Raw genomic sequence first — 25,757 nt, 5'->3', positions numbered from 1 at the left:
GATCAGAATGGCAGATAACAAACAGCCGCATGAAAAAATGACGGAGAAGAACAATGGCTTGAACGACACTCAGGAAGTCCTTTACAGCGAAGATTTTAAAAAAGCGGACAAAGCTGGAGAACAGCAGCGCCAGGAAAGTGACGAGAAGAAAAATAATGATGATAAATAATTTCAGTGCCCCGGTGATTAAACAATCACCGGGGTTTTTTATGTTCAAACAATCTTCTAATCTTCATTGCAATAGTGACCCCGCAAAGGTAGAATAAAGTTTAAGTATTCTGAACATACCAACTGGTAGGTATGTTGAATAATATAATGGCTGGAGGGAATTTGCATGCATGTTATGGATTTATTTAAGTTAGAAGGAAAAACCGCTATCGTCACTGGGGGAGGACGCGGGCTCGGTGCTCAAATCGCACAGGGATTCGCGGAAGCAGGGGCAAACGTCGTTGTTTGTTCAAGAAAACTGGAAGCCTGTGAGGAAACGGCTGAGCTGTTAAAAGGGCTGGGCGTCAAAGCGCTGGCATTAAAATGTGATGTAACAAATGAGCAGGACGTGGAAAATGTCATCCGGAAAACCGTAGAAGAATTCGGTACGGTCGATGTTCTGGTGAATAATTCAGGAGCGACGTGGGGCGCGCTGGCGGAAGAAATGCCGCTCGAAGCCTGGCAGAAAGTGATGAACGTCAACGTAACGGGGACATTCCTGATGAGCCGGGCAGCAGGACAAGTGATGATTAAACAAAAGAGCGGGAAAATCATCAATATTTCTTCTGTCGCGGGACTTGGCGGAATCGATCCGGAGTTGATGAATACCATCGGCTATAACACGAGCAAAGGCGCGGTCATCACGTTCACAAAAGATCTGGCAGCAAAATGGGGCCAGCACAATATCAATGTCAACGCGATCGCGCCAGGATTCTTCCCGACAAAAATGTCGGAGGTCCTGATCGAGCGGGGCAAGGAGCAATTTTTGAAGCAGACGCCGTTGAACCGTTTCGGCACCGATGAAGATTTAAAAGGAGCCGCCTTGTTCCTGGCTTCAAAAGCATCCGATTATATTACGGGAGATGTCGTCATCGTTGATGGAGGCATGCACGCCCTTTAAAGAATGGGAGGTAAGACAATGAAAGACAGGATCAAAGAACAGAGCATCATCTTTTTCGAAAAAAAGGGCTTCAGCGAAACGTCGATCCAGGATATCGTGGAAGCGCTGAATGTCACAAAAGGCACGTTTTACTATTATTACAGCAGCAAAGAGCAGCTGTTGATGGAAATTCATAAAGAGTATATCGACGACCTGCTGCAGCGCCAGCAAAAAATCATCGACAGCGGCGAAAGCCAAAAGGACAAGCTGAAAGGGATCATCCACTTGCTGATTTCCGATATCGTGAGAAACGGGGATAGCGGCAAAGTGTTTTTCCGTGAAATGCGCCATTTGACAGATGACAACGCGACGGAAATCAAGAAGAGACGCGAGCAATTCCGCCTTAATATAGAAGAAGTTATTCGGCAAGGGGCGGAAAACGGTGAATTCCGGAAACAATTGCAGCCGGATATGACGGCACTTGCGGTATTAGGCATGACCAACTGGACGTATCAATGGTTCAATACAGCCGGCGAATTGACGGCGGATGAACTTGCAGAACAATACAGCAGCATCGTTTTGGATGGCATCAATACACGGAACGAAGGATGAGGTGGAGAAATGGCTTACGAAACGAACGTAAAAGTGCGTTTTTGCGAAACCGATGCACTCGGGCATATCAGCAACATCAGTTATTTTATCTATCTGGAGGAAGCGCGTACCGACTTTTTTGTTGAGCTGGGCTTTGGGGCAGATCTGGAGGACTGGAAAGTCATCATGGCTTCCGCTAAATGCGATTTTGTTAGGCAGGGGTATTACAACCAAAAATTGAAAGTGGTTTCTGAAGTCCAGAAAATCGGACGGTCGAGCTTTACAATTGTCCACCGGATTGAAGATGCGGAAAATGGCGAGTTGATCGCAAAAGGCGAAGCGAGCGCCGTCTATTATGATTTTAAGGCGCAGAAATCCGAGAAGGTTCCGGACCATCTTCGCAGCGTGCTTGAAAAACATCTAGTGAAGGAGACGGTAGCGAATGATTAATGAAACATTGAATTATCCAGGCGCAGGTTTTCTTTATCAGCCTTCAGAAACGGAAGCGGTATTTACGCCTGAAGATGTAAGTGACGAGCATCTGCTGATCGGTAAAACGGCCAAAAGGTTTTTGGAAAAGGAAATTCGCCCGAACAATGAAAAGATCGAGCAGCAGGATTTTGAGCTGGTGAGGGAGCTCATGCAAAAAGCGGGAGAGCTTGGGTTGCTGGCGCATAGTGTGCCGGAAAAATACGGCGGACTGGGTCTTGATAAAATCAGTAAAGGCATTGTCGGGGAAAATCTGGGATCCGCTGGCGGCTATGGCGTCGCCCATTCGAATCATACCTGCATCGCGACGTTGCCGATCACGTATTTCGGCACCCCGGCGCAAAAAGAGTACTATTTGCCGAAGCTGGCATCCGGTGAATTCATCGGCGCTTATTGCCTGACAGAACCGGAAGCGGGATCAGATGCGCTTTCTGCGCGGACTACTGCTGTACTGAACGAAGCAGGCACCCATTATTTATTGAACGGCAGTAAAATGTTCATCACCAACGCGGCATTTTCGGATACATTCATTGTTTATGCAAAAGTGGATGGCACGGCTTTTACCGCTTTTATCGTAGAAAAAGATTTTCCAGGGCTGTCGCTCGGTGCTGAAGAAGCGAAGATGGGCATCAAAGGTTCTTCTACGCGCACAGTCAGCTTCGATAACTGTGAAGTGCCGGTTGAAAACTTATTAGGAACAGTCGGAAAGGGGCACGTCATCGCTTTGAATGTCCTGAATCTCGGCCGTTTCAATTTAGGATCCGCCTGTATGGGCGCCGCGAAATACGGGCTGCATCTGGCAGCCGCCTATACGAAAGAACGGAAGCAATTCGGCAAAGCGATTTCGGAGTTTCCGGCAACACAGGAGAAATTGGCGTTGATGGCAGTGCGCATATTTGAATCGGAATCGCTGCAATACCGCACTGCCGGTTATCTGGAAGATGCACTTGGTGGGCTTTACGACAGTGAAGACCACTCGCTGATTGCGAAACGCCTGATGGAATATGCCACTGAATGTGCGGTCTGCAAAGTGCACGGTTCAGAAACGCTCGACTTTGTAGCGGATGAAGCGCTGCAGCTGCACGGCGGCTACGGCTATATCAAAGAATACAAAGTGGAGCAAATGTATCGGGATTCGCGGATCAACCGCATTTTTGAAGGCACCAACGAAGTGAACCGCCTGTTGATACCAGGCGGATTATTAAAACAGGCCGGCAAAGGAACTCTGCCGTTAGGGGAGTATATCGCGCAGGCGGTCGCCGAAATGAACAATCCGAAAGTTGGTTCCATCGGCATTATTTCCCGGGAAATAGAAGCCGTTCATGCCATTCGCCGCGTTTTCCTACTGGCTGCAGGCATGGCCTTTGAAACCTTCGGAGAAAAGTTGGCTGAACAGCAGGAGACATTGATGAAACTGGCGGACATTGGCATCCAGCTGTATGCGGCAGAATCTGCCGTATTGCGGACCCAAAAAACGCTTGCCAAAAATGGTGAAGAAAAAGAGACGCTGAAAGTCGAACTGACCAAAGCGCTGCTCGACGAAGCCCTGCTGAAGGTTGAAATGTCCGCGCGCAGAATGATGCAGGGAATTTCAAGCGGCCGCGCATTAAAAGACAGCATGGCGCTTGCCAGCAATGAACTCAGCCGCCTTCACGCGGAACAAAGCAATGCAACCAAACGACATATTGCTGCAGCTGTTCTGGAAGCGGAACAGTATATTAGCTAAGGGGGATAATATAATGAAAGTAATCAAATTTGAACAATACGGCGGACCTGAAGTACTCCAATATATAGATGAAGAACGTCCAGAACCGGGTGACAACGAAGTGTTGGTTGAAGTAAAAGCAATCGGCGTCAATTACGCGGATACAGCCCGCCGTGAAGGGCAATACGTTGTGCCGACGCCGTTGCCTTATATTCCCGGTTCAGAAGCAGCGGGTGTAATTGTGGCAACTGGCAGCAAGGTCAAAAGATTTGAAGTGGGCATGCGTGTGTCGGCGCTGATTGAATCCGGCGCCTATGCTGATTATGTGACAATTGACGCGAATACACTCATTCCGATTCCGGATGAAGTGGATTTTGAACAGGCGGTGGCATTGCCGTTGCAAGGTTTGAGTGCCTATCATGTCTTGACCACGATGGGCCGGCTTGAAAAAGGGGAGACGGTGCTGATTCATGCGGCAGCAGGCGGCGTTGGGGCGATTGCCGTTCAACTCGCAAAACTATTCGGTGCAGGGAAAATCATCGCCACCGCCAGCTCAGCGGAAAAGCTCGAACACGCCAAAGCACTTGGCGCGACACATCTCGTCGATTACACAAAAGAGAATTGGGTCGAAGAAGTGAAAAGCATCACGGAAAACAAAGGGGTCGACCTGGCGCTTGAAATGGTCGGCGGGGAAGTATTCAATAAAACATTGAAATGCCTGGCACCTTTCGGCCGTCTCGTTATTTTCGGTGCTGCCAGCGGTGAACAGGCACAATTTCATCCAGGGCAATTGATGAGAAAAAATCAATCGGTCATCGGCTTTTTCCTGCCGCAGATCATGCGCAAACCGGAGCTGTTCCAAAAGAGTTTGCAGGAGCTGCTCGGTTATATGGCGAGCGGCGAGTTGAAACTGACAATCGGCGGCAGCTATCCACTTGCTGAGGCGGCAGACGTTCATCGTATGCTCCAAAGCCGCAAGACAATCGGGAAACTGGTTCTCAAACCATAACAGGCGCAGCAAAACTCTCATCTCTCACTCTAGGTGAGAGTTTTGTGCGCGTAATTCTGAAGGAGGCAATAATTATGAAGATACTCATTGTTGGTGCTGGCGCCATTGGCGGCTATTTCGGTGGCCGCCTTCTTGAAAAAGGGGAAGACGTCACATTTTTGGTGCGCGACAGACGAAAGGAAGAGCTCGAAACAACCGGGTTGAAGATAGAAAGCGTGAATGGCGACTGCTTGCTTACACCCAAATTGATTACCAAAAGCAGCGAACCGGAAACCTATGACGTGGTGCTGCTGTCAACGAAATCCTACCAGCTGGCAGGAGCTGTTGAAGATGTGCGGCCGTTTGTTGGAGAAGAGACGATGGTGCTGCCGCTGCTGAACGGCATCTCCCACATCGATCAACTGGTCGAAGCTTTCGGTGAGCAGTCGGTCATTGGCGGTCTGTGCTTTGTGGAAGCGACTCTGGGTGAAAACGGGACCATTGTCCAGACCAGTCCGCTGAATCAACTTGTTTACGGAGAACGAAGCGGTGAACAAAGCGACAGGATCAAACGCTTGAAACAATCTTTCGAAGGAACAAAAGCTGAATTTATCCTGAGCAATAACATCAACCAGGAAATGTGGCATAAATATTTGTTCATCACGACGATGTCGGGCATCACAACTTTATTTGAAGAGCCAATCGGTCCGATCCGCGAACTTGAATCCGGCCAACGGACCATTGCGGCGTTGCTGAACGAACTGGAAGAAGTGATGGAGAAATTCGGAGCTCCTATCGAGCGGGGGATTTCAAGCAAGCTGCTGGAGAAAATCAACAGCCTGGGCGAAGGGATGAAATCTTCAATGCAGCGTGATGCTGAGAAATCCCAGCCGGTTGAAGCAGATCATCTGCAGGGATATCTGCTGGAAAGAGCGCAAGAATTGGAAGTTTCAGTCCCAGTTCTTGAAACGGTTTACACGAAACTGAAGCTTTATGAAAAAGGTGTAAATAATTAACTGAAATTTAAATAGACGGAACATTTACAAAATTGTTTCATTGACCTATGATTAAAGGGCAAACGTGAAAGCGTTTGTCCAATATATAAAGAAGAGGGAGTTGAGAGATTTGAATGCTATTGCACTCGCGGCCATTGGACTTTTCATCTTTGCTTTAGGTTACCGCTTTTATTCTAAATTTGTAGCAGAGAAAATTTTCCGGCTGGATCCAAATTACGTGACGCCGGCCCACAAGTACAAAGATGGCGTGGACTTTGTCCCGACCAATAAATATGTCTTATGGGGACATCATTTTACCTCCGTAGCCGGGGCTGCTCCAATTCTTGGGCCAGCGATTGCTGTCTATTGGGGCTGGCTGCCCGCTGTATTATGGGTAGTTCTCGGAACGGTGTTTGCTGCCGGGGTACATGATTTCGGTACGCTCGTCCTTTCCGTAAGAAATAAAGGACAGTCTGTCGGAACACTTGCGCACCGCTTGATCGGACAGCGCGGGAAAGTATTATTCCTTTTCATCATTTTAATTTTGGTGCTGATGGTTAATGCCGTGTTTGCATGGGTTATCGCGAACTTGTTCATTTCTTTCCCGGCAAGCGTCATTCCGGTATTCATCCAAATTCCGCTTGCAGTCTGGATCGGCTTTGCGGTTTACAAGAAAAACATCAAAATGCTTGTGCCTTCGTTGATTGCACTGGCAGTAATGTATGGTGCTGCAATCCTTTCAAGCCAATACGAATTTCTGCAAATTGACCTTGTCCGCTATATGGGCGGGGAAGAAGGGGCCGGCCTGTTCGGGCTCGGCGCGATTTCAACCGCGTTCTTTATCTGGATTATCGTATTGATGGTTTATGTGTACATCGCTTCGACGTTGCCGGTATGGCAATTGCTCCAGCCGCGCGATTTCATCAACTCGCATCAATTGATCGTCGGCCTCGGAATTCTGTATTTAGGGCTATTATTCACAAATCCTGAAATCACAGCGCCGATGACGAATACGGTGACCGACGTTTCCTGGTTCCCGCTGCTGTTTATCACGATTGCCTGCGGTGCGATTTCCGGTTTCCACGGACTCGTATCTTCGGGAACTTCTTCCAAACAGCTTGATAAGGAAACAGACGCACGTTTTGTAGGATATCTTGGAGCTGTCGGAGAAGGAATATTGGCGTTGATTTCGATTATTGCCGTTATTACATTATTCCCTGACCGGGAGGCATTCCTTGCCACATACAGCAGTTTTGCTGCTTCGAGCGGCTCGGGTCTTGGGGCATTTATCCAAGGGGCGTCTCAATTGGCAACAGGCTTGATGATTCCTTCGGCAGTGGCTGCAACGATTGTATCTGTCATCGTGGTATCCTTTGCGGCTACAACACTTGATACATCTGTCCGTTTGATGCGCTATATCATCTCGGAGCTTGGGGTCGAATACAACATCCCGTCTCTGGAGAAAAAACATGTTGCCACTACGATTGCAGTTGTAGCGAGTGCGGCGCTTGTATTGATTCCGGAAGGACCGAATGGTTTCGGTTCCGGCGGATATCTGCTATGGCCGCTGTTCGGAACAGCGAATCAGCTCCTGGCAGGAATCAGTTTGCTTCTGATTTCCATCTGGCTCAGAAAACTTGGCCGAAACTATATGATTACGATCATACCGATGATTTTCCTGATGTTCATGACGCTGTGGGCGATGTTCCAGCAGGTGTTCCTGCAATGGGCCTGGTACGCTGCCGCACCGAATATGCTGCTGTTCGTGTTCGGAGCCATCATTTTCGTCTTTGCATTATGGATCATCATTACAGCTATCCAAGTTCTATCCAATAAAAATAACCCGCCGAATCTAGAAGACTAATAAATAGAATATTTGCGCAGAAGGGATCATACTTGATGTGATCCCTTTCGCATTTATTACAAAAAAAGAGGTGTTATTATGCCGATCACCGATAATTTGAAAAGGCTGATCAAATGGTACGAAGCGGTGCTCGAACATCCGCATAAAACGGAAATCGCGCGTGAGCTGCGGGCGGAAGACGATTTGTTTCTGCTGATGCTTTACTCGGAAATGCTGGGGATCCCGAATCCCGCCTATTATTATACGCTTGAACTGTATCCTTATATGATCGAAGAATTCCATGACTGGCATCTGCGCATGGGCATGGAAAAATCACCGTTATCCGGAATCCGCTGCTGCTGATTTCAATGAAAAGAGGTAAAAGAATGGACGTTTTATCGAAAAGCATCATCTTTGTAGGAGGCAAAGGCGGCGTCGGCAAATCGACGTCGGCTGCCGCCATCGCCTCCAAATCCGCTGACAGCGGTTTTAAAACTTTGCTGATTTCGACAGACCCCGCCCATAACGTCGGGGACATCTTCAATCAGAAAATCGGCGGCAATACGAAAGAAATCGCCAAAAATCTCTATGCACTTGAAATTGATCCGGAGATCGAAACGGAGAAATACATCAAAGGGGTGAAAGAGAACATTAAAGGGACCGTTCACACGAGTATGATGGAAGAAGTGAACCGTCAGCTTGATACAGCGAAAGCTTCTCCTGGCGCTGACGAAGCGGCGCTGTTTGATAAGCTGATCCATATCATTCTGGAAGAACGCCAAAATTTCGATAAACTGGTGTTTGATACAGCACCGACAGGCCACACCATCCGTCTTCTGACATTGCCGGAATTGATGGGAGTGTGGATCGAAGGGCTACTCGATAAGCGGCGCAAGACGAACGAAAACTATTCCGCGCTGTTAAATGACGGTGAACCGCGTGAAGATCCGATTTATGATGTGCTGCGCGAGCGCCAGGAACGTTTTTCAAAAGCGCGCGATATATTATTGAATGAAGAGGAAACCGGTTTTATTTTCGTATTGAATCCGGAACGCCTGCCGATCCTGGAGACGAAAAAAGCGCTGGAATTACTGCATCAATACCATTTGCATGTGAAAACGCTGATCATCAATAAAGTCCTGCCGGAAGAAGCGGATGGCGACTTTATGATGGAACGCAAGAAGCACGAAAAGAAATACATGGAACTGATCCGGGAAACTTTCCCGAAACAACAGCTGATTTTCATCCCGCTATTTTCACAGGACATCATCAGCATGGATCAGTTGAAAATGTTCAGCGGAAATTTTGAGCAAGGAGGAATAGCGTGAAAGCATTTGTGATTGAACAAGGAGAATTGAAAATAACAGACATGCCGGAACCGGAAGCGAAAAAAGGTGAGGTGCTTGTCGCTTTAAAAACCGCGGGGATCAATCGCCGCGATTTGAACCTGGTAAACCGCCACGGCATTAAGCCGGAGCCGCTGATCATCGGATCGGATGGGGCAGGTGTTGTGGAAGCGGTGGGAGAAGGTGTGTCGAACGTTGAAGTCGGCGATGAAGTCATCATCAATCCGGCGCTTCGCTGGTTTGCGAATAGTGATGCTCCGCCGCCGGAATTCGATATTCTGGGAATGCCCGACCACGGAACATTTGCGGAAAAAATTGCTTTATCTGCCGAGCAGGTTGAGAAAAAACCTCATCATCTTACATGGGAAGAAGCGGGTGGCCTTGCGCTGCCGGCTTTGACCGGCTACCGTGCTTTGTTTACAAAAGGAGAAGTCAAAAAGGGCGATACGCTATTCATACCGGGAGCGGGGAGCGGTGTTGCCACGTTTCTGATCCAGTTTGCGAAAAATATCGGAGCCCGCGTGATTGTCACTTCGAGAAGCGAAGACAAGATGGCCCATGCCAAAGAAATTGGCGCTGACCTGGCCATCGCAACCGACAGTGACTGGGTAAAGGAATTGGAAAATGAGACGGTCGATTTGGCCATCGACAGCGTCGGTGCAGCGACTTTCAACCGCACACTCGATGTCCTGAAAAAAGGCGGCCGAATTGTCATTTTTGGTGCGACAACAGATGACGTCGTCGATTTCGATCTGCGGAAATTCTTCTATGGCCAATATCAATTATTTGGTTCGACCATGGGAAGCCGTGACGAATTGCGCGAAATGATCAATCATCTTGATCAATACAAGATGCATCCGATTGTCGGTAAAGTCTTCGAACTCGACGAAGCACAGCAGGCATTCGATTATTTGAAAGACGCCAAGCAATTCGGAAAAGTAATTTTGCGGATCAGCTGATAATAATGAAACCTGACGGCAGTTCATCCGTATTAAGGAGTATAAGAACCAACATTACTGGAGGTAATGAATAATGGAAACCAAAGGATTAAAAGTCCTCGTCCACGCCAGTGCGTTTTTTGCTCCGTTCCTTGTGCCGTTTATCGTGTTTCTGATTTCTGAAGACAAAGATGTAAAGCGCCTATCGATTCAGGCTTTGCTGTTCCAAATAGTACTCGGAGCGCTCCTGTTCGCTTCTGGCCTGCTCACCGTCATACTGATCGGTATTCCAATGTTGATCGTATTCGGTCTTATCGGTGTAATCGTTCCGATCCTCGGCATCATCACTGCCTTGAACGATCAGCACTTCAGCTATCCGATAGTTGGCAGCTGGTACTATTAAGAAAAGCGGTAGAGTCTAGACAAAAAAGTCCTTCGGGGCTTTTTTCTTTACGGAAAACCGTTCGTAAAGGTATACGGGAGATGGCGAACGTTCGTAAAGTGTTTTGACACGTTTACGAACGTTCTTTTCGGTCTTTTTTAGCCCTTTTCAAAGCGTTCGTAAAAGTGTACTTTTACGAACGGTTTTATTTTAAAGAAAGAATATTCGGCTCCTCTTCATGTGCATGAGAATTAATGTTACTCTAATAAGGATATACTTTAGTCAGAATTGCATGTTAATTAGATGTAGTTATTTACTCTCAAAAGAACGGAAAAAGAAAGTTAGGAAATAAAAGACTTGCATGATTCGTTAGCTAAAATATTCTGTTTTGTTAAGAGCTTGAGCTTTAACTATTTAACAATAAGGGGAATGAAATTTGATTATAAAAAGAAAATTTGGAGACAGGGCAGATTGGCAAAGAGTTTCAGAAAGGCACTATACTCAAGCATATTTCGATTCGCCTGAGTACCGCGGATATGTAACCTTGTTAAGCATAGAGAAAGCAACTCAACCTCTTTGGACAAAACATAACTCGCAGGAGATTTGTATCGTGGACAATGGCTATGAATGGCTGCAGCACTTTCCCGAAAACCAGCACCATTCAGTCACTACTGTATTTGACCAAAATGAGAATGTGGTTCAATGGTATATTGACATCTGCTTGAAAAATGGACTGCTAAATAACAAGCCGTTTATGGATGATTTGTTTCTAGATATAATCTTGCTGCCATCGGGCTTGATTATTGAAAAAGATAAAGACGAAATCGAGAAAGCATTTTCGCGTGGCATTATTTCCAAAGAAATGTATGACCTTGCATGGGCAGAATTTGATAAGATACTCAATCAAATAAGGAAAAAAGAATTTCCATATCTAAATCTATCTCATTTTCATAAAGAGAAATTGGTAGCTGAAATGAGGGGGGGAACTATTTCTACTATAAAAGGAAAAATAGATATCTGACCACATCGCATATGCGGTGGAAGAAGTCTCAATGAACAATCTGTAGAGTTTACATATCATCAGATTATAGGTTGTAAAACGATATGTTAAAATAGTATAAAAAACAAAATATTAAAAAAGATAGGGGAAATTAATGAATTTCAAAGACTATGATTATAAAGAACGCAAAAAGAAAGTTGAGGAAATCCTAGACAATACAGATAAGGTTAATGAAGTTACTTTATTTCCAAGGGACGAAGATTTTACCTATACTAATGGTTACAAAGCGTGGGCTGGTGCTTTATTTGTCGACTTAAGAAACTCTACAAATTTATTTGCTGACAAGAATGACGTAGACATAGCAAAAGTAATTCGTGGATTTACTTCTGAAGTAATTGAGATTCTAAAAAAAGATAGCGATAGTAACCTAAAAGAAATTGGCATAAGAGGGGACTGTGTGTATGCTGTTTACTCAACTCCTCTCCAGTCCGATATTTATGATATTGCTGATAGAGCTTTCCACATAAACACTTATATCAAAATGCTAAATAAATTATTAGTAAACAGAAACTTGCCAAGTATTAAAGCTGGGATTGGGTTAGCTGCCCAACAAACATTAGCGGTTAAAGCGGGCAGAAAATCTTCTGGTATACATAACTTGGTATGGATTGGAGAAGCTGTCGCCAAAGCTGCAAACCTTTCAGATTTAGGAAACAAGGGTTCTATCGATCCGATTGTAATGTCCAGCACTTTCCATCATAATTATTTGAAAGCACAAAATGGAAATGATCCAAGTAGCACAAAATGGTGGAAACAAGGATATGATAATCAGTATGGTACGTTTTACCATGCAAATTTGGTTAAATCGGATTTCAATAGTTGGATTGAAAGTGGAATGAAGTAGTGAATCAATAACACTAGTTATTATTTTTGAAAAAAATAACTAATATTGACAATAGGTAAAGTTGATATCAAAAACTCATACAGTTTTTGGGAATTCAAAACCAACTCCACTTCTAAGATTTTTTAGAAGTGGAGTTGGTTTTATAAGTTTGTGAATGCCCAATAATAACTTGTAGAATAATATTCGTTTATTTGACCATTATAAGTAAATGTACTACCTTCCCACATATCAATGTTTTCTAATTGCTTAGTAAATATGTTTTCTTTCTCAGCATACTTGGTTTCATCAGTTAAATTGCTATACACACGAGAAGATATAGAAATATGGTTAGGTTCTTTAGCCAAATCACTCAACTTAACAGCTTTATTAACAGCATTACCTGCCCAAAAAAGTCCTTTATTATTTGAATCTCCGTTTATCCCAATTTTCGTACATAAAACAATTCCATCATCTATCCCAATTCCAAAATCTATTGCTGAATACTTCGATAAAAGCTTGTTAATTCCACTTTTGTTATCCGCGATGATGTATTTCATGTGCAAAGCAGCCTTTACCGCATTACTTAAAGTGTAAATATTTTTACCAGGAAAAAACACCAATATACTGTCTCCGTTAAAGCTTCTTACAGCGCCACCTAATTTACCGGCAATAGTTACAACAGTATGAAAATACGCCATATGTATTTTAGCAACGGTCGATTTATTGTGTTTATTAAGAATTGTTGTAGAGCCTCTCATATCAATATGTAAAACTGTAGCCTCAAATTTGAGTCCGCTATTTCCGAATGTCAATTTACTATCATTTATATCAGGGACATACGTGATTTCTGATGAAGTGAAATTGCCATCAATTATATTTTTTACCTTAAAGTTGATGTCATCCAAAGTACTCATGTCCACTCTCCTACAGGAAATTTGAAAAGAAAACGAAAGCTAGTAAAAGAAGTGTTGAAGCAAATAAAAACTTTAATACTTCATTAAATTTTTCTGATTTAGATTTCATGATACATGAGATTTCATAAACCTGTTGAATTAATTCTTCTTCAATAATATTCTCAAATTGGTCTTCTGGTATTTGATTGAAGTGATTCAGAAATTCCACTTTACTTCGCTTAGATATATGATCAAAGTATATTATTGATTGCTCTTCTTGAGTATAATTCCTAGCACCTCGGGGTCTTATTATTTCAAATAGCACTACATAGATTTGATACAGCAATAAAATTACAAGTGACAATCCAGTTAAAAAGGTAAAAATTGAAAAAAGGAAGGCCAGTTGATCACTTAATTTAAAAGGATTTATGAACTCTAAATCTTTTGCGAATTCAATAGTTGCAGTAAATAATAAGCCATATACAATTAATAAAGCTCCAGCTTTTTGGTCAATAAATTTTATTAAATCTTGGATATTAGAATGATTGAACTGTAACAATTCGTGTTTATTCATTTTTCCTCCCTTGGAAAGAACGACTAATTTCCTTACAGAGATGTCGTTTCAATAGTCCAGTGTCTTAATTTATCGCGCAGGAAGACAATACTGATGCCATTGCGAATAAAGTCTGCTAAAGCTATGCCGGAGTTAATGTGGACTGAGCCCTTCATTTGAGCAAAGGCTGCCGCGTATTTAGTCACCGATAGGATGATAATCAAATTTGCAAATTCGTTTATTCGATTTTCCTAGTGACGGAATTTAAGGATTGCTTCTAGATAGCTCGATTCTTTGATAACTCCAGATAGAGGATTTATAGAAATGAAATTCCCTTTAAAATTCGGATATTTTTTAGCATCATTACTTATCTCAACAATTGCTTCGAATATATTAAAAATTTTAAGATAGCAACAAATTTTATCACCATCTGCATTCATAAAAGCTAAATGATTTTTAGCGTCTTCATCTTGAAAGTTAAACATTGCTTTCTTATCAATTAAACCGATTGTTCCTCTAATTGGATATGTTGATGAAAAATCTTCCGATAAATTATCATCGAGCATACAATTTCTAATCATTTCACCGGTGGAATCTTCAAAATAATTATCGCCTAACCAATAAAAAGCTAGTTCATAAGCAATCTTGAGGAGTGCTCTTTTATATTGTATTAAGTCAAAACTAGCTTCCATCAAAATTTTGGGGTATGAATCAGTAACTTCTAAAATCTGCTCGTTTATTTCGTCCTGTGTCATCGCAGGTTTACCATTTCGTTTAAGTACCTTGTTTATCATTATAGGCAATTTATCTTTATCTTTTTTGTCTATCAAAATATTCAATGTTCCAGTTCCATCTTCATTAATTATCTTTTCAACTTTTGGGAGAATATATACTTCTTTTGGTTCACCATCTTTACTAAAACGGTAATCTATACGTTGGTTGGGGTCGTTTGCAAGTACTCCTTTCTCTAAAGGATTAGGTATAATTCCCGATTTACCACCGATCTTTAAAAGCATTCTTTCAGATTGAATCAACCAATGATTTACCAGGTGGTGATCTATACTGTGTCCAAGTCTATCATTACAGCTTTTACAGACGTTTGTGGTTATAAGTGTGCCTCCAATAGCATCTGGAAAGATATGTTCTTTGGTTAAATTCTCCTTTTGCTGTTTGCATATTATACATTTCATCTAAATATCACCCCTTTTTAAATTATTTTAATTGTACATCTATTATCACATATTATATTTATTGGTTAAATTGATATTTTGCGAACAATTAAAAATAAAGAGAAAATTATATAAATCACTCAAGTTATCTTTCGTTCTTCTGAAAGATGAAGTTTTTCTATAATATGGAAATATATTAAATTCGGTTTACATATGACATATTATCGGAAGTAAATTAAATCAAACTGCACTCTGCTTCTTCCCAGACTCTTTATTTTCATAATAAATATTCCTTATCCTCCATACTCTATGTAACTTTTAGAAAACAAAAAAAGACCTCCAACCGGTGAAAAATCACTGGCTGGAGGTCTTCTTTGGTATACCGGTAAGTTCGTCAAATGGCTGCAAGGATCAAGCCAATGGAAGCGTAAATGATGACAGTGAAGAATACACCCATCATATGCACTAAGGAAAAAAAGAACATTTTATTGGCCCAGGCCTCGATTCCCAATTTGCGGGAGCCGAAAAGGCTGAGTGCCAGCCACATTAAACCTAAAAGCAATGACACCAAAGTCAGGCCGAGGCTGAGCGGCAGGAACAAAAAGCTGGAGAGCACCAGTAAAACCAAATAGATGTTGCTTTGGAGATAAGTGCGCTTGGCGCCTTTGGCGACCGGAAGCATCGGGATATTCGCTGCTGCGTAATCTTTCTGTTTACGGATGGCGATTGCATAGAAATGCGGCATCTGCCAAATCACCATGATCAAGAACAACGCCCAGCATGCGGGATGCCAAATATCAGGGGCCACCGCGGCCCAGCCGATTAAAGGAGGCATAGCGCCTGAAATGCTGCCGACTTCGGTATTCCAGATGGTATAGCGTTTTGTCCACATCGTATACGGGACTACATAGAAAAACACGCCTAAGAATCCGAGCAGCGATGCTAAGGGCGAAGCGATGTACAGCAGGATCAATCCGATGACCAAAAACAGGCTTGCCACTATTGCCACTTTCTTGATCGAAATGGCGCCTGTCACTGTCGGACGGGATTTCGTCCGTGCCATGATAGCATCGATGTCGCGGTCATAAATATTATTGAATGAGCCGGACGCTGCGATAATGGCGGTTGTTCCTAAAAACGCTAAGATGATATTTCCGATATTATCGATAAAACTGTATTCATACGTATATAAAGCGAGCATCAATCCGGCGGCCATCGGGATCAGATTCGACTTGATGATTCCCGTTTTCACCACTTGAGCCCATAATTTCTTTTGCGATTGCTTTTTCATTACATTTATATCTCCTCTTATATCCACAGATTTACTATAACCCAGCGGACAAGGGGAGCTCCATCATTTTCGCTCTTTTGTGGATATTAATTTGAACATTTTAAGTCTATTTGCTCAAATGGTAAAGTTTAACGCTCGTTAGAAAAAATGCATATTCCCTTTTTTATTCAAAATAATTATTTTGCAAATAAAGGCTCCCGTTTCGCGGCCGATTTATACCAATGCCAGCAAAGGTAAAAAATCAGCACCGCATCAATCAAGTCGCCGCCATAATACATCAGCATGCTGCCAGCTTCGGCTTCAGCCCGGGGTACACCTTCCGGAGGAGTGGCGTAAAGTGTTTTTGCCAGGATCTTATGCCCCGCCAAAGCGACGATCAACACGATGGAGCGGTACAGGAAACTGAAACGATGCGGCGTGACATCAAAATAGACGATGGAAACGGTAAACAGATAACCCGCTAAGAAGATGTGCAGGTGAATCACGGCGTAAAGGAAGGCAGATTCATGCATTAAATGATACAGACTGGTCAGGTAAAGCACATACAATCCGCCGATATTTAACAAGGCTGCAGTCACAGGATGGTTTATTAAGCGGAACGGCGGACTTTTCAGCACAGCCGTCACTGTTCTGGCGGCGGATGTGTTCAAGGTGCGCAATAAAAGCGTCATCGGACAAGACATGGCAATCAGGAGCGGGGCAAGCATGCCAAGAAGAAGGTGGACCGCCATGTGCATCCGGAAATCCAGATGTGCCTGCTCAGCCAGAGGACCCACCAAAGCGGCGGTTGCACTGATTATTCCGAAGCTCCAAAAAACAATCCGGTGCCATGGCCAATTTCGATATTTTTGATTGCTGAAGTAAACAGCAGCCAAATAAGGTGAAATACCAAGTAAAGCTATTAACAGAAATAAAGGCAGAAATTCTCCTGAATCCATTAAAGTGTGATGATCATGCATGGGAATTGCCCGCTTTCTTTTTCTTTGAAAAACGGGTCTGGGAAAGGATGAACAGGCCAATTACTATAAATATGACCGCACCAATATTCCATACCAGATCATATGGCAGAATGTCGACCCCATACCTGACTTGGTGAAGATTCAATACTTTGTGGTTGATCAAGCCGTCAAAAAGTTGAAACGATCCAGCTCCCAGAAACGCAGCGCCTGTCCACTTGACGGGCCATAATGCATTTCGCCGGCGAAGATCCGCAAGCAGAAAGAGCGAGAAGATGGCGGCAAACCAGGCAAAGGAATTCAGTAAACCGTCGGAAAGAATGCCGATTTGGGTCGTCGCCAAGTCATAAAAATGATGCCATTGCAGCAATTGATGGAAAACCACTTCATCCATAAACGCGATGAGCCCGATGCCAAACAGCAGCCCCGACCAGAAGTTGCGGCTGCTGAAGAGAACCTGATTGCCTGCGGTTCCATTAGAGCTTGAATTTGTCCGATTGACCGCCATCGAATTCCTCCTTCACTCAAATAATTTTCATGTATTTTGTATCACATTTACCCGGATTTTCAATTTACTAAGCGGATGGGTGAAACAAGCTTTTAACGCAAATAAAAACGGAGAAAAGAGGCTCGCAACAAGCTTCTTTTCTCCGTTTCAATTGAAATCTATTCGACGATATAAGCCAGGGCTTTTATCGCCTGATCGCATGTCTCCACCGTTGCATTTGCTTTAGCGGATAATTCTTTCAGCGGGTGGTGTAATTTTTCCGGACGGATGATGATGACCGGCTTGCCGACTGCAAGGGCGGCGCTGGCATCCATCGCTGTGTTCCATTGTTTGTATTGCTCGCCGAACAACGCGATAACCAGATCGGCTTTGTGCATCAGCACACTTGTCCGCAGATTATTGAAGTTCGAGGCGGCGGCGTCTTTATAGACCGCGCCAGGCTGTTCGCCAAGAATTTCTTCGCCGATATTATCGGAACGGTCATGGTCTTCCATCGGACCGACAAAATCAACCGGCAGATCGAGTGCCAAAGATTTCTTTTTGATTTCGTCGCGCCATGTACTGTGAATTTCTCCTGCAAGATAAACGGTCAGTCTCATGATTCACCCTCCAAAACCCATTTCTTTCAGTGTATCATACTTTCAGAAAGGGATTGGAATCAGACAATCATGCGCTCTTTAGTGATGACGGGAATGGCTGAAAGCACATTTTCCATCTTGAAAGTACGCTTTTCTTTCCGCAAAAAGCAATACGCCTGAAACGTTTCGCCGCTCACTTTCAGAATTTTGATCCGGCGTTTGCTAATGCCCCCGTCATTCGCTATATACATCATGTCGACAAGCTGCTGGTACTTAAAAGCCTTCAGGATCTGTGCTTTCATTTCATTTCCCTCCTTGGGTTTGGTTTTTTAGATAATAAAGATGTCTGTGCATATCGCGTCGGCGCTTAGGACAAGTGCAAAGATTATGCTCCTGCGCAAGCTCGTCGCAAAGGAGGTGCCATCTTCGTATGGCACACCTTGGCTCCCGCAATAAGCCGAGAAGAACACTCGTCTTATTACTCCGTCGGCATTCGCCTGCTCCATGGACGCGCCGACGCTGAGAGAAGTTTCTAGAGATATGGAGCGAAACAGCGAAGACGCCCAGGTGACTCAGCGCAAGCCACCAGGCAAGCGAAGCTGTTTTGCGGAATATCGGATATTAATAAATTGCTAATTAGAACATTTGTTCTCATTATAAACCAAATTACCCTCTAAAACAACTAAACAGAATCGTGTATAATGGAACGAACATATATTCTTTTCAGAGCAAAGAGAGGAGCAAAACCATGAAAATATTTCACACGGCCGATTGGCATTTAGGGAAGCTCATCCAAGGGATTTACATGACGGAAGAACAGCGTTACGCGCTGCAGCAATTTATAGATGCTATTAAAACTGAGAAGCCGGACGCGGTGATTATCGCGGGCGATCTTTACGACCGCGCAGTGCCTCCGACAGATGCAGTCAATTTGCTTGATGAACTGCTTGCGAAAATTGTGCTCGAGCTTGAAACGCCGGTGCTGGCAGTCGCCGGTAACCATGACAGCCCGGGGCGCCTCAATTTCGGCAGCCGGCTGATGAAGGATAAAGGCATCCATATCGCTGGCCATGTTCAGAAAGACCCACAGCCCGTCGTACTCGAAGACGAACACGGCGAAGTTCATTTCCACCTTGTGCCGTATACAGACCCGTCAATGGTCCGTTATATATTCGATGATCCGGAAATTCGCACGCACGATGATGCGCTCCAGGCCATCACAGCAAACATCAAATCGAACTGGGATAAAGATGCGCGCCATGTATTTATTGGCCATGCCTTTGTGACTTCCCATGGTGAACAGGAAGACAATACGAGTGATTCCGAGCGTCCGCTGGCGATCGGCGGAGCAGAGCATGTCAGCGCCGCCCATTTGGAAGACTTCCATTATTCAGCGCTTGGCCATTTGCATAAAGCTCATTTTGTGCGGAATGAAACCATCCGTTACGCGGGGTCTCCGTTGAAATATTCAATTTCAGAAGAGCATCATCAAAAAGGATATTTAGTGGTGGAGCTGGATGGCGACGGAAATGCGGCAGTTGAAAAAAGGCTGCTCGAACCGCGCCGCAATATGCGCCGGGTAGAAGGGACAATTGATGAGATTCTTCGCCACGAAGTGAGTGAGGATTTTGTCTTTGTGACATTGCTGGACGATGCGCCTGTGCTGTTTCCAATGGAAAAAGTGCGTTCCGTCTACCCGAACGCGATGCATGTCGAACGCAAGAACTTCATCCGTGAAAAGGCGGAAAGCAACGGCCAGTCACGGCAAAAGATGGATTCGCTGTCTTTATTCCATGCGTTTTACGAAGAAGTGAAAGGCGAAAGAGCGTCGGATGAAACTGCGGCGATTTTTGAAGAAGTACTGCAGGAATTCCTGCAGGAAGAGCCTGCTGCAAAAGAAGAGGTGAAAGCATGAGACCTTTAAAACTGAAGCTGACAGCTTTCGGCCCTTATAAAGAAACGGAAACAATCGACTTCAATGACCTCCGGGAAAATCGGCTGTTCGTCATTTCCGGCAGTACGGGAGCCGGGAAGACGACGATTTTTGACGGTATTTCATTTGCGCTGTACGGCGGAGCAAGCGGGTCGGACCGCAGCGAAACCCGCAATCTGCGGAGTGATTTCGCGGATGATGCCGTGCACACCTGTGTCGAAATGGAATTTGAGATACATAACCAGGTATACCGGATTCTGCGCCAGATGCCGCACGTCAAAAAAGGGAATAAAAGCCCGACTGGTGAACGCTATGAATTTTTTGAAATCCATGAAGACGGCGAAAAGCCATGTGTGGAGCGGCAGATCGTATCGGAAATCAACCAGCGCGTCGAAGAGATCCTGGGGCTGACGCAAAATCAGTTCAGCCAGATTGTCATGCTGCCGCAAGGTGAATTTCGTAAATTGTTGACGTCTGAAACGGATAATAAGGAAGAAATTCTTCGACGGATCTTCAAAACAGAACCATATAAAATGATCAGCGAACGACTGAAACAAAAACGTGACGCGGCAAAAGATGCCTATGGATTAGAAGAACAGGTGCTGAACAGCCATCTGCGCAGCATCGAATCTTCGCTTCCGGAACGGGAATCCGAATTGTTCGAAGTGCTGGGGAGAGAGCAGCGCAATATCCACCAGATCCTGGCGGCACTCCAGCTGGAAACGGCTTTCTATAAAGCGAAAATCGCTGATGACCAAATTCAGCACGAAACCCTGTACAAAAAGCATGAGGAAAAACTGGATAGCTATCACGAGGCGAAAAAGTGGAACGGACGCTTTGATGAAAAGCATGATAAAGAGCAGCGCTACAACGCTTTGACGGAACAGCTGCCGGCGATCGCTGAAAAAGAAAAAGCGGTGCAGCAGGCAGAACGTGCAGGTTTTATTGCCACAATCGAAAATCTTTACCGGGAACTGCTGGTCAATGAAAGAGAAAAACAGAAACTGCTGGAACAGGCGGTAGATGAAGAACAGCAGGCCGAAAAGGCGAAACTGGCGGCAGAAGAGAAATTCCTGGAGCAGCAGGGCCGCGGCGACGAACGATCGGCTGCCCAGAATCAGGTGCTGCGCCTTCAGCAATTATTGCCGCAGGTACAGGATTTGGCGGCGAAAGAAAAAGAAGTTGCCGTTTTGAGCAGTGCGGTCCAGGAGGCTGAACAGCGCTTTCAGGCAATCGAAAAACAATTGACTGCTAGAAAAGAGCAGAAAACAACCGCTGCTGAGAAGGTCAGTGAGCTGGAGAAACAAACCGACAGCTTTGACAGCAAACCCGAAGAACTTCGGGTGGCCGAAAATCGTCTGCGCATTGCCAGGGAATTACTGGCCGTAGAGACGGAAATGAACGCCCAACAAGCAGTGGCTGATCAAAAACAAGCGGTATACAGCGAAGCGCTGACGAAATACAAAGGGATCGAAGAGAGCTGGTTTGCCAACCAGGCGCATCTTCTGGCTGAGCAATTGAAAGATGGCGATGCCTGCCCGGTTTGCGGCAGCCACGAGCATCCTGTAAAACACGAGGGAGCGGCGGAAGCGGCTGTTTTAAAAGAACAGCTGGACCAGGAGAAATCCCGTTTGGATGCGCTGGATAACGCTTACCGAAATGCTGCGGCCCGCCTTGTTTCATTGGAGGAGCAGTGCAGCCGCAAGAAGACGGAGGCGGAAGAGCAGGGGATTGTGGAAGCTGCTAAAGATATTGTTTCACTGGAGCAAGTCAAACAGCAATTGCAGGAAGATGTGCAAACTTTGCAGCGCTGTAAAACGGAACTTCGCGAATGGAAAACGAAGCTTGCGGATTTGGTGAAGGAGATGGAGACAGCGGAGCAGAACCGCTCGCTTCTCCTGACGGAAATGAATGACAAGAAATCCTCTTTTGAATCGGCGAAAGCAGTGCTGGCTGACAAACTGGCGTCGATCCCGGAAGAGATGCGCTCACTTGCCGTACTGGAACAGGAAATCCGCCAGGCAATCGCGAAAAGGAACGAGATGGAAGGAGCCTGGGCTGCGGCACAGGAATTATTCCAAGGAGCGAAAGAGCGATTGGCTTCAGCGGCAATGGCGTTGCAGCACTCGAAAACGGCTGCAGACGAAATGACTGCCAAGCGCCAAAAAGCGGAAACGGAATTCAAGCAGGCGCTGGAGAAATCGGAATTCGAAACGGAAGAAGCGTACCAGCGGGCGAAAATGCGCGACTCGGAAATGGAAGAGATGAAACAGCAAATCACGCGTTTCAACCAGGACCGCCACACGCTCCAACAGCAGATCAGCGAACTCGCTGAACTGCTGGCAGGACGCAAAAATGAAGATTTGTCTCTGGCGGAAGCGGAACTGGAGCAGTTGAAAGTCGATTATACACAAGCGTTATCGCAGTTGAATCATTCGAAGGATTGCGGCGCGAAAGGCGAAGCATTGATTGAGCAGATCAACGGGGCTGTTGAAAAAGCGGCCGAAGCCGAAGCTCAATTTAATCGGGTGGCGGATCTACACGATATGATCCGCGGACAGAACAGCCTCAAAATTTCCTTTGAACGTTATTTGCAGATTGAATATCTGGAACAGATTATCCAGGCGGCCAATGAACGGCTGCGTAATCTTTCGAACGGCCAGTTCTACCTGATCCGCAGCGACCGGCAGGAAGCGCGCGGCAAGCAAAGCGGCCTCGGCCTTGATGTCTACGATTCCTATACGGGGCAGACGCGCGACGTCAAAACCTTATCCGGCGGTGAAAAATTCAATGCATCGCTTTGTCTGGCGCTTGGCATGGCCGACGTCATCCAAAGCTTCCAGGGCAATGTCTCCATCGACACGATGTTCATCGATGAAGGATTCGGTTCACTCGACGAAGAATCGTTGAACAAATCGATTGAAACGCTGATTGATCTGCAGCGGTCTGGCCGCATGATCGGCGTTATCTCGCATGTCCAGGAATTGAAGGCGGCGATACCGGCGATTCTGGAAGTAAGAAAGTCGAAGGAAGGCTTCAGTAAAACTAGTTTCCATATTAAATAGCAGGACTTTCGATTAAAAGTTTAAAACCCTGACGGAAGGTGAATTTAATAAGTAACAGGTAAATTCCGGAAGGTGATTGGATGGATTTGGTTTTATTCTTTATTCTCACAGCGGCTTATGTCGGACTGGTTGTCTGGGCTGTGCTGAGGCAGAAAAAATGGACGCTGATGGCGGCCGTTTATCTGGTGCTGTTCGGTTTGATTTATGACAACGGTATTATCGCGCTGGGTAAATTCATAGGCGAAGGTGTGTTATTGGAAACACTCAATGCCATGCGCTATTGGGTCCACGCTTTATTGACACCGGCATTGGTGCTGTTTTCGCTTGGTGCCCTGCGCGCCGCTGGAATCGGCTGGGCGAGAAAATCATGGGCGCTCTATAGTGCGGTTGCCCTCTTTATCGTGGGGATCGTCATTGAAATTTGGCAGGTGACTTGGGGCACAGAACTTGCGCCGGTCAGGGAATACGGTGTTTTGAAATACGCTTCCACTGAGGAAGCGGGAGGACCGCCGGTTATGATCCTGTTGGTATCAGCCGTGCTGTTGATCGCTGGACTGATCGTGTGGAAAAAAGCGGGATGGCCGTGGATGTTCGTTGGTTCAGTGATCATGGGCATCGGCAGCAGTGTAACGATTCCCGTTGAAAGCGCCGCAGTGACAAACATTTTCGAACTCATCCTGCTGGCTTCGCTCGTATGGACGAAAATCCATTTAGAGAAAAAGTCTTATGGAACAGAAAGAGGTCCTGACGATGAATAAATTCAGTTACAGATCCAGGATATTGTATTTTGCGCTGATCGCTTTTTTCAGCCTTGGATTTTTCCTGTTGCAGCTTTATGCAGTCATGAACAATGAGGTGGGAACCGGCTCTTATGTGCTGCTCGTTTTATGGGGGCTGATGGTGGCATTTGGCCTGGGCGGCGTTTTTTATACGATGGCGAAGAGGAACAAGGAACGCGGACAATAGGTCTGCGTTTCTTTTTGCTTAAAGGGCACTGTCGCTTTTCGTTGTGTCCAGACTCCAGTGGCCCAGCTCTTCGGGTCATAAGCCACTTTGGCTGCGCGGCTGAAAAGACGCCGCTTCGCCAAATCGTCTTATGCATTTCAGAGCTTAACGGGCACTGTCGCTTTTCGTTTCTTTTTAGAAAAAAGCGAATATAGCGGAAAGTTTGCAAATACAGGAACAGGCAATATATATGATAAAGTGGTTGGTAACAGAAAAAGCGGGAGTGAAAAGAATGACAAAGAAATTGAATCCTGAAGAAGTGGTAGGGCTGATCGATAAGGGAGCCGATATCATTATACCGATTGCCAATGGTGAACCGATTAAATTGCTGGATATATTGGAAGAAAGAGCAGACCAGCTGGATGGCGTGAAAATCCACCAGATGCTGGCTTTGCGTGAACGCAGCTATATTAAAGGCGAGCTTGAACAATTGAAGCACGTTTCATATTTCCTGAGCGGGGCGACCCGTAAAGTTTATCAGCAAGCGAAAATGGAATTGGTGCCGAATAATTTCCATGAGATTCCCCAAATGCTGAAAAAGACGACGAAAATGTCGATGATCATGACAGTGGCTTCGCCGATGGATGAACACGGCTATTTCACATTCGGCACACAGGCTGATTACGTGGCTGAATTTGTCGGGGAAGTTCCTTTTATTCTTGAGGTCAATGAAAATATGCCGAGAACTTACGGCCACAACCATATTCACATCAGCCAAATCGCGGGTTTCGTCGAGCATCATGCGCCTCTATCCGAAGAGAAAGCAGGCGAAATCAGCGACAAGGATTTATTGATTGCCTCTTCGATCATTGAAGACATCAAAAATGGCGATACGCTGCAGATCGGCATCGGCTCGGTTCCGAACGCCGTCATCAGCATGCTGAAAGATCACCGCCATCTCGGCATCCATACAGAAATGCTGCCGGACGGCGTCGTGGATCTGGTGAAAGCCGGCGCTGTCGATGGCACGCAGAAATTCACGAACCGCGGCAAAATCATCGCGACTTTCGCTTATGGTTCGAAGAAATTGTATGATTTCCTCGACGACAATCCGGTGGTGGAATTCCTGCCTGTCAGCACGGTCAACGACCCACGGGAAATCGCGAAGGAAAAGAATATCGTTTCGATAAACGCCACAACAGAAGTGGACCTTTTCGGCCAATGTGCTTCTGAAACAGTTGGCGGAAAATACTATTCATCAAGCGGCGGACAAGTCGACTTCGCTCGGGGCGTGCGTTTTGCGGAAAACGGCAAAGGCTATATCTGCATGGCTTCAACTGCCAAGGGCGACATCCTGTCCCGCATCAAGCTGCAATTGGCGCCGGGCTCCGTCGTCACGACCGGCAAAAACGATGTCGACAATATCGTGACGGAATACGGCATGGCCCGCTTGCACGGCGTCTCCATTTCCGAACGCGCCAAGCGCCTGATCAGCATCGCCCATCCGAAATTCCGCGAAGAATTGATGTTTGACGCTAAGAAGAACGGGATTATTATTTAATGAATGGCGTCTCTTAATAGCATACGATCGGGAACCGGAGAAAGCGCTGCTTTCTTCG

Annotated in this window: 27 protein-coding genes; 19 read left to right on the top strand and 8 right to left on the bottom strand. The window is 45.4% G+C overall.

The window, feature by feature from the left end; all coding sequences use genetic code 11:
• Positions 1 to 7 precede the first annotated feature (7 nt).
• The 14 genes from AC2Q9J_RS11740 to AC2Q9J_RS11675 all read left to right on the top strand — a co-directional run bounded on the left by AC2Q9J_RS11740 (position 8) and on the right by AC2Q9J_RS11675 (position 12,268).
• Positions 8 to 169, top strand: coding sequence for a YfhE family protein (locus AC2Q9J_RS11740; RefSeq protein WP_499040097.1), 162 nt, complete (start codon positions 8 to 10; stop codon positions 167 to 169).
• Positions 170 to 334: 165 nt separating this feature from the next.
• Entirely contained in the window at positions 335 to 1,108 is a 774-nt protein-coding gene (locus tag AC2Q9J_RS11735) for an SDR family oxidoreductase (protein WP_499040095.1), read from the top strand.
• An 18-nt stretch (positions 1,109 to 1,126) separates the two neighbouring features.
• Positions 1,127 to 1,699, top strand: coding sequence for a TetR/AcrR family transcriptional regulator (locus AC2Q9J_RS11730; protein ID WP_499040093.1), 573 nt, complete (start codon positions 1,127 to 1,129; stop codon positions 1,697 to 1,699).
• A gap of 9 nt (positions 1,700 to 1,708) precedes the next feature.
• Positions 1,709 to 2,128, top strand: coding sequence for an acyl-CoA thioesterase (locus AC2Q9J_RS11725; RefSeq protein WP_499040091.1), 420 nt, complete (start codon positions 1,709 to 1,711; stop codon positions 2,126 to 2,128).
• Positions 2,121 to 3,893 (top strand): acyl-CoA dehydrogenase FadE, encoded by a 1,773-nt coding sequence (locus AC2Q9J_RS11720; RefSeq protein WP_499040089.1) that lies wholly within the window; start codon positions 2,121 to 2,123, stop codon positions 3,891 to 3,893. Before AC2Q9J_RS11725 ends, AC2Q9J_RS11720 begins: the two co-directional genes overlap by 8 nt.
• A gap of 13 nt (positions 3,894 to 3,906) precedes the next feature.
• The gene (locus AC2Q9J_RS11715; protein WP_499040087.1) at positions 3,907 to 4,881 is read left to right on the top strand and encodes a quinone oxidoreductase family protein; all 975 of its coding nucleotides are present in this window, start codon (positions 3,907 to 3,909) and stop codon (positions 4,879 to 4,881) included.
• Between the two features lie 74 nt (positions 4,882 to 4,955).
• Positions 4,956 to 5,876, top strand: coding sequence for a ketopantoate reductase family protein (locus tag AC2Q9J_RS11710; RefSeq protein ID WP_499040085.1), 921 nt, complete (start codon positions 4,956 to 4,958; stop codon positions 5,874 to 5,876).
• A 109-nt stretch (positions 5,877 to 5,985) separates the two neighbouring features.
• Complete coding sequence (locus tag AC2Q9J_RS11705) at positions 5,986 to 7,719, top strand: carbon starvation CstA family protein (RefSeq protein WP_499040083.1); 1,734 nt, start codon at positions 5,986 to 5,988, stop codon at positions 7,717 to 7,719.
• Positions 7,720 to 7,797: 78 nt separating this feature from the next.
• Positions 7,798 to 8,061 (top strand): cory-CC-star protein, encoded by a 264-nt coding sequence (locus AC2Q9J_RS11700; RefSeq protein ID WP_071152079.1) that lies wholly within the window; start codon positions 7,798 to 7,800, stop codon positions 8,059 to 8,061.
• A 23-nt stretch (positions 8,062 to 8,084) separates the two neighbouring features.
• Positions 8,085 to 9,026, top strand: a complete 942-nt coding sequence (locus AC2Q9J_RS11695) for an ArsA family ATPase (protein ID WP_499040081.1) — start codon at positions 8,085 to 8,087, stop codon at positions 9,024 to 9,026.
• Positions 9,023 to 10,003, top strand: a complete 981-nt coding sequence (locus AC2Q9J_RS11690) for a zinc-binding dehydrogenase (RefSeq protein WP_499040079.1) — start codon at positions 9,023 to 9,025, stop codon at positions 10,001 to 10,003. Before AC2Q9J_RS11695 ends, AC2Q9J_RS11690 begins: the two co-directional genes overlap by 4 nt.
• 73 nt (positions 10,004 to 10,076) lie before the next feature.
• Positions 10,077 to 10,385: a DUF4870 domain-containing protein gene (locus AC2Q9J_RS11685; RefSeq protein WP_084243196.1), complete on the top strand. Its 309-nt coding sequence runs from the start codon at positions 10,077 to 10,079 to the stop codon at positions 10,383 to 10,385.
• 415 nt (positions 10,386 to 10,800) lie between these two features.
• Positions 10,801 to 11,385, top strand: a complete 585-nt coding sequence (locus AC2Q9J_RS11680) for a ribonuclease FAU-1 family protein (protein ID WP_499040078.1) — start codon at positions 10,801 to 10,803, stop codon at positions 11,383 to 11,385.
• A gap of 133 nt (positions 11,386 to 11,518) precedes the next feature.
• Positions 11,519 to 12,268 carry an adenylate/guanylate cyclase domain-containing protein gene (locus AC2Q9J_RS11675; RefSeq protein WP_499040076.1) on the top strand — a complete coding sequence of 250 codons (750 nt, stop codon included), beginning with the start codon at positions 11,519 to 11,521 and terminating at the stop codon, positions 12,266 to 12,268.
• 140 nt (positions 12,269 to 12,408) lie between these two features.
• On the opposite strand, the gene AC2Q9J_RS11670 is transcribed toward AC2Q9J_RS11675, so the two are convergent.
• The 8 genes from AC2Q9J_RS11670 to AC2Q9J_RS11635 all read right to left on the bottom strand — a co-directional run bounded on the left by AC2Q9J_RS11670 (position 12,409) and on the right by AC2Q9J_RS11635 (position 18,497).
• Positions 12,409 to 13,161: an adenylate/guanylate cyclase domain-containing protein gene (locus AC2Q9J_RS11670; RefSeq protein WP_499040075.1), complete on the bottom strand. Its 753-nt coding sequence runs from the start codon at positions 13,159 to 13,161 to the stop codon at positions 12,409 to 12,411.
• A 10-nt stretch (positions 13,162 to 13,171) separates the two neighbouring features.
• On the bottom strand, positions 13,172 to 13,714 hold the full coding sequence (locus tag AC2Q9J_RS11665) for a Pycsar system effector family protein (RefSeq protein ID WP_499040073.1): 543 nt from the start codon (positions 13,712 to 13,714) through the stop codon (positions 13,172 to 13,174).
• Between the two features lie 230 nt (positions 13,715 to 13,944).
• Positions 13,945 to 14,883, bottom strand: coding sequence for an HNH endonuclease (locus tag AC2Q9J_RS11660; protein ID WP_499040071.1), 939 nt, complete (start codon positions 14,881 to 14,883; stop codon positions 13,945 to 13,947).
• Positions 14,884 to 15,256: 373 nt separating this feature from the next.
• Positions 15,257 to 16,153 (bottom strand): heme o synthase, encoded by an 897-nt coding sequence (gene cyoE, locus AC2Q9J_RS11655; protein ID WP_499040069.1) that lies wholly within the window; start codon positions 16,151 to 16,153, stop codon positions 15,257 to 15,259.
• A gap of 176 nt (positions 16,154 to 16,329) precedes the next feature.
• Positions 16,330 to 17,112, bottom strand: a complete 783-nt coding sequence (locus tag AC2Q9J_RS11650) for a cytochrome c oxidase assembly protein (RefSeq protein ID WP_499040067.1) — start codon at positions 17,110 to 17,112, stop codon at positions 16,330 to 16,332.
• Positions 17,105 to 17,617 (bottom strand): DUF2243 domain-containing protein, encoded by a 513-nt coding sequence (locus tag AC2Q9J_RS11645; protein WP_499040065.1) that lies wholly within the window; start codon positions 17,615 to 17,617, stop codon positions 17,105 to 17,107. The genes AC2Q9J_RS11650 and AC2Q9J_RS11645 overlap by 8 nt, the downstream gene beginning before the upstream one ends.
• 158 nt (positions 17,618 to 17,775) lie before the next feature.
• Complete coding sequence (locus AC2Q9J_RS11640; protein WP_499040063.1) at positions 17,776 to 18,216, bottom strand: YtoQ family protein; 441 nt, start codon at positions 18,214 to 18,216, stop codon at positions 17,776 to 17,778.
• 59 nt (positions 18,217 to 18,275) lie between these two features.
• On the bottom strand, positions 18,276 to 18,497 hold the full coding sequence (locus AC2Q9J_RS11635) for a transcriptional regulator (protein WP_101802199.1): 222 nt from the start codon (positions 18,495 to 18,497) through the stop codon (positions 18,276 to 18,278).
• Between the two features lie 446 nt (positions 18,498 to 18,943).
• Between AC2Q9J_RS11635 and AC2Q9J_RS11630 the strand changes: the two genes are divergently transcribed.
• From AC2Q9J_RS11630 to AC2Q9J_RS11610, 5 genes are all read left to right on the top strand, one after another.
• Entirely contained in the window at positions 18,944 to 20,110 is a 1,167-nt protein-coding gene (locus AC2Q9J_RS11630) for an exonuclease SbcCD subunit D (RefSeq protein ID WP_499040061.1), read from the top strand.
• Positions 20,107 to 23,193: an SbcC/MukB-like Walker B domain-containing protein gene (locus tag AC2Q9J_RS11625; protein WP_499040059.1), complete on the top strand. Its 3,087-nt coding sequence runs from the start codon at positions 20,107 to 20,109 to the stop codon at positions 23,191 to 23,193. The genes AC2Q9J_RS11630 and AC2Q9J_RS11625 overlap by 4 nt, the downstream gene beginning before the upstream one ends.
• An 80-nt stretch (positions 23,194 to 23,273) precedes the next feature.
• A complete protein-coding gene (locus AC2Q9J_RS11620) occupies positions 23,274 to 23,951 on the top strand; it encodes a phospholipid phosphatase (RefSeq protein WP_499040057.1) in 678 nt (225 codons plus the stop codon).
• Entirely contained in the window at positions 23,944 to 24,159 is a 216-nt protein-coding gene (locus tag AC2Q9J_RS11615; RefSeq protein ID WP_499040055.1) for a hypothetical protein, read from the top strand. The genes AC2Q9J_RS11620 and AC2Q9J_RS11615 overlap by 8 nt, the downstream gene beginning before the upstream one ends.
• A 271-nt stretch (positions 24,160 to 24,430) precedes the next feature.
• On the top strand, positions 24,431 to 25,699 hold the full coding sequence (locus AC2Q9J_RS11610) for an acetyl-CoA hydrolase/transferase family protein (RefSeq protein WP_499040053.1): 1,269 nt from the start codon (positions 24,431 to 24,433) through the stop codon (positions 25,697 to 25,699).
• Positions 25,700 to 25,757: the final 58 nt, after the last annotated feature.

The sequence above is a fragment of the Planococcus sp. RAB007_Raresut genome (assembly GCF_057369535.1).
This window is presented reverse-complemented; position numbering and strand designations above follow the sequence as displayed.

Bases quoted from the DNA above. Each gene is read 5' to 3' on its own strand.
- AC2Q9J_RS11740 (WP_499040097.1), top strand. From the start codon at position 8: ATGGCAGATAACAAACAGCCGCATGAAAAAATGACGGAGAAGAACAAT.
- AC2Q9J_RS11735 (WP_499040095.1), top strand. From the start codon at position 335: ATGCATGTTATGGATTTATTTAAGTTAGAAGGAAAAACCGCTATCGTC.
- AC2Q9J_RS11730 (WP_499040093.1), top strand. From the start codon at position 1,127: ATGAAAGACAGGATCAAAGAACAGAGCATCATCTTTTTCGAAAAAAAG.
- AC2Q9J_RS11725 (WP_499040091.1), top strand. From the start codon at position 1,709: ATGGCTTACGAAACGAACGTAAAAGTGCGTTTTTGCGAAACCGATGCA.
- AC2Q9J_RS11720 (WP_499040089.1), top strand. From the start codon at position 2,121: ATGATTAATGAAACATTGAATTATCCAGGCGCAGGTTTTCTTTATCAG.
- AC2Q9J_RS11715 (WP_499040087.1), top strand. From the start codon at position 3,907: ATGAAAGTAATCAAATTTGAACAATACGGCGGACCTGAAGTACTCCAA.
- AC2Q9J_RS11710 (WP_499040085.1), top strand. From the start codon at position 4,956: ATGAAGATACTCATTGTTGGTGCTGGCGCCATTGGCGGCTATTTCGGT.
- AC2Q9J_RS11700 (WP_071152079.1), top strand. From the start codon at position 7,798: ATGCCGATCACCGATAATTTGAAAAGGCTGATCAAATGGTACGAAGCG.
- AC2Q9J_RS11695 (WP_499040081.1), top strand. From the start codon at position 8,085: ATGGACGTTTTATCGAAAAGCATCATCTTTGTAGGAGGCAAAGGCGGC.
- AC2Q9J_RS11685 (WP_084243196.1), top strand. From the start codon at position 10,077: ATGGAAACCAAAGGATTAAAAGTCCTCGTCCACGCCAGTGCGTTTTTT.
- AC2Q9J_RS11675 (WP_499040076.1), top strand. From the start codon at position 11,519: ATGAATTTCAAAGACTATGATTATAAAGAACGCAAAAAGAAAGTTGAG.
- AC2Q9J_RS11670 (WP_499040075.1), bottom strand. From the start codon at position 13,161: ATGAGTACTTTGGATGACATCAACTTTAAGGTAAAAAATATAATTGAT.
- AC2Q9J_RS11665 (WP_499040073.1), bottom strand. From the start codon at position 13,714: ATGAATAAACACGAATTGTTACAGTTCAATCATTCTAATATCCAAGAT.
- AC2Q9J_RS11660 (WP_499040071.1), bottom strand. From the start codon at position 14,883: ATGAAATGTATAATATGCAAACAGCAAAAGGAGAATTTAACCAAAGAA.
- cyoE (WP_499040069.1), bottom strand. From the start codon at position 16,153: ATGAAAAAGCAATCGCAAAAGAAATTATGGGCTCAAGTGGTGAAAACG.
- AC2Q9J_RS11650 (WP_499040067.1), bottom strand. From the start codon at position 17,112: ATGCATGATCATCACACTTTAATGGATTCAGGAGAATTTCTGCCTTTA.
- AC2Q9J_RS11645 (WP_499040065.1), bottom strand. From the start codon at position 17,617: ATGGCGGTCAATCGGACAAATTCAAGCTCTAATGGAACCGCAGGCAAT.
- AC2Q9J_RS11640 (WP_499040063.1), bottom strand. From the start codon at position 18,216: ATGAGACTGACCGTTTATCTTGCAGGAGAAATTCACAGTACATGGCGC.
- AC2Q9J_RS11635 (WP_101802199.1), bottom strand. From the start codon at position 18,497: ATGAAAGCACAGATCCTGAAGGCTTTTAAGTACCAGCAGCTTGTCGAC.
- AC2Q9J_RS11630 (WP_499040061.1), top strand. From the start codon at position 18,944: ATGAAAATATTTCACACGGCCGATTGGCATTTAGGGAAGCTCATCCAA.
- AC2Q9J_RS11625 (WP_499040059.1), top strand. From the start codon at position 20,107: ATGAGACCTTTAAAACTGAAGCTGACAGCTTTCGGCCCTTATAAAGAA.
- AC2Q9J_RS11620 (WP_499040057.1), top strand. From the start codon at position 23,274: ATGGATTTGGTTTTATTCTTTATTCTCACAGCGGCTTATGTCGGACTG.
- AC2Q9J_RS11615 (WP_499040055.1), top strand. From the start codon at position 23,944: ATGAATAAATTCAGTTACAGATCCAGGATATTGTATTTTGCGCTGATC.
- AC2Q9J_RS11610 (WP_499040053.1), top strand. From the start codon at position 24,431: ATGACAAAGAAATTGAATCCTGAAGAAGTGGTAGGGCTGATCGATAAG.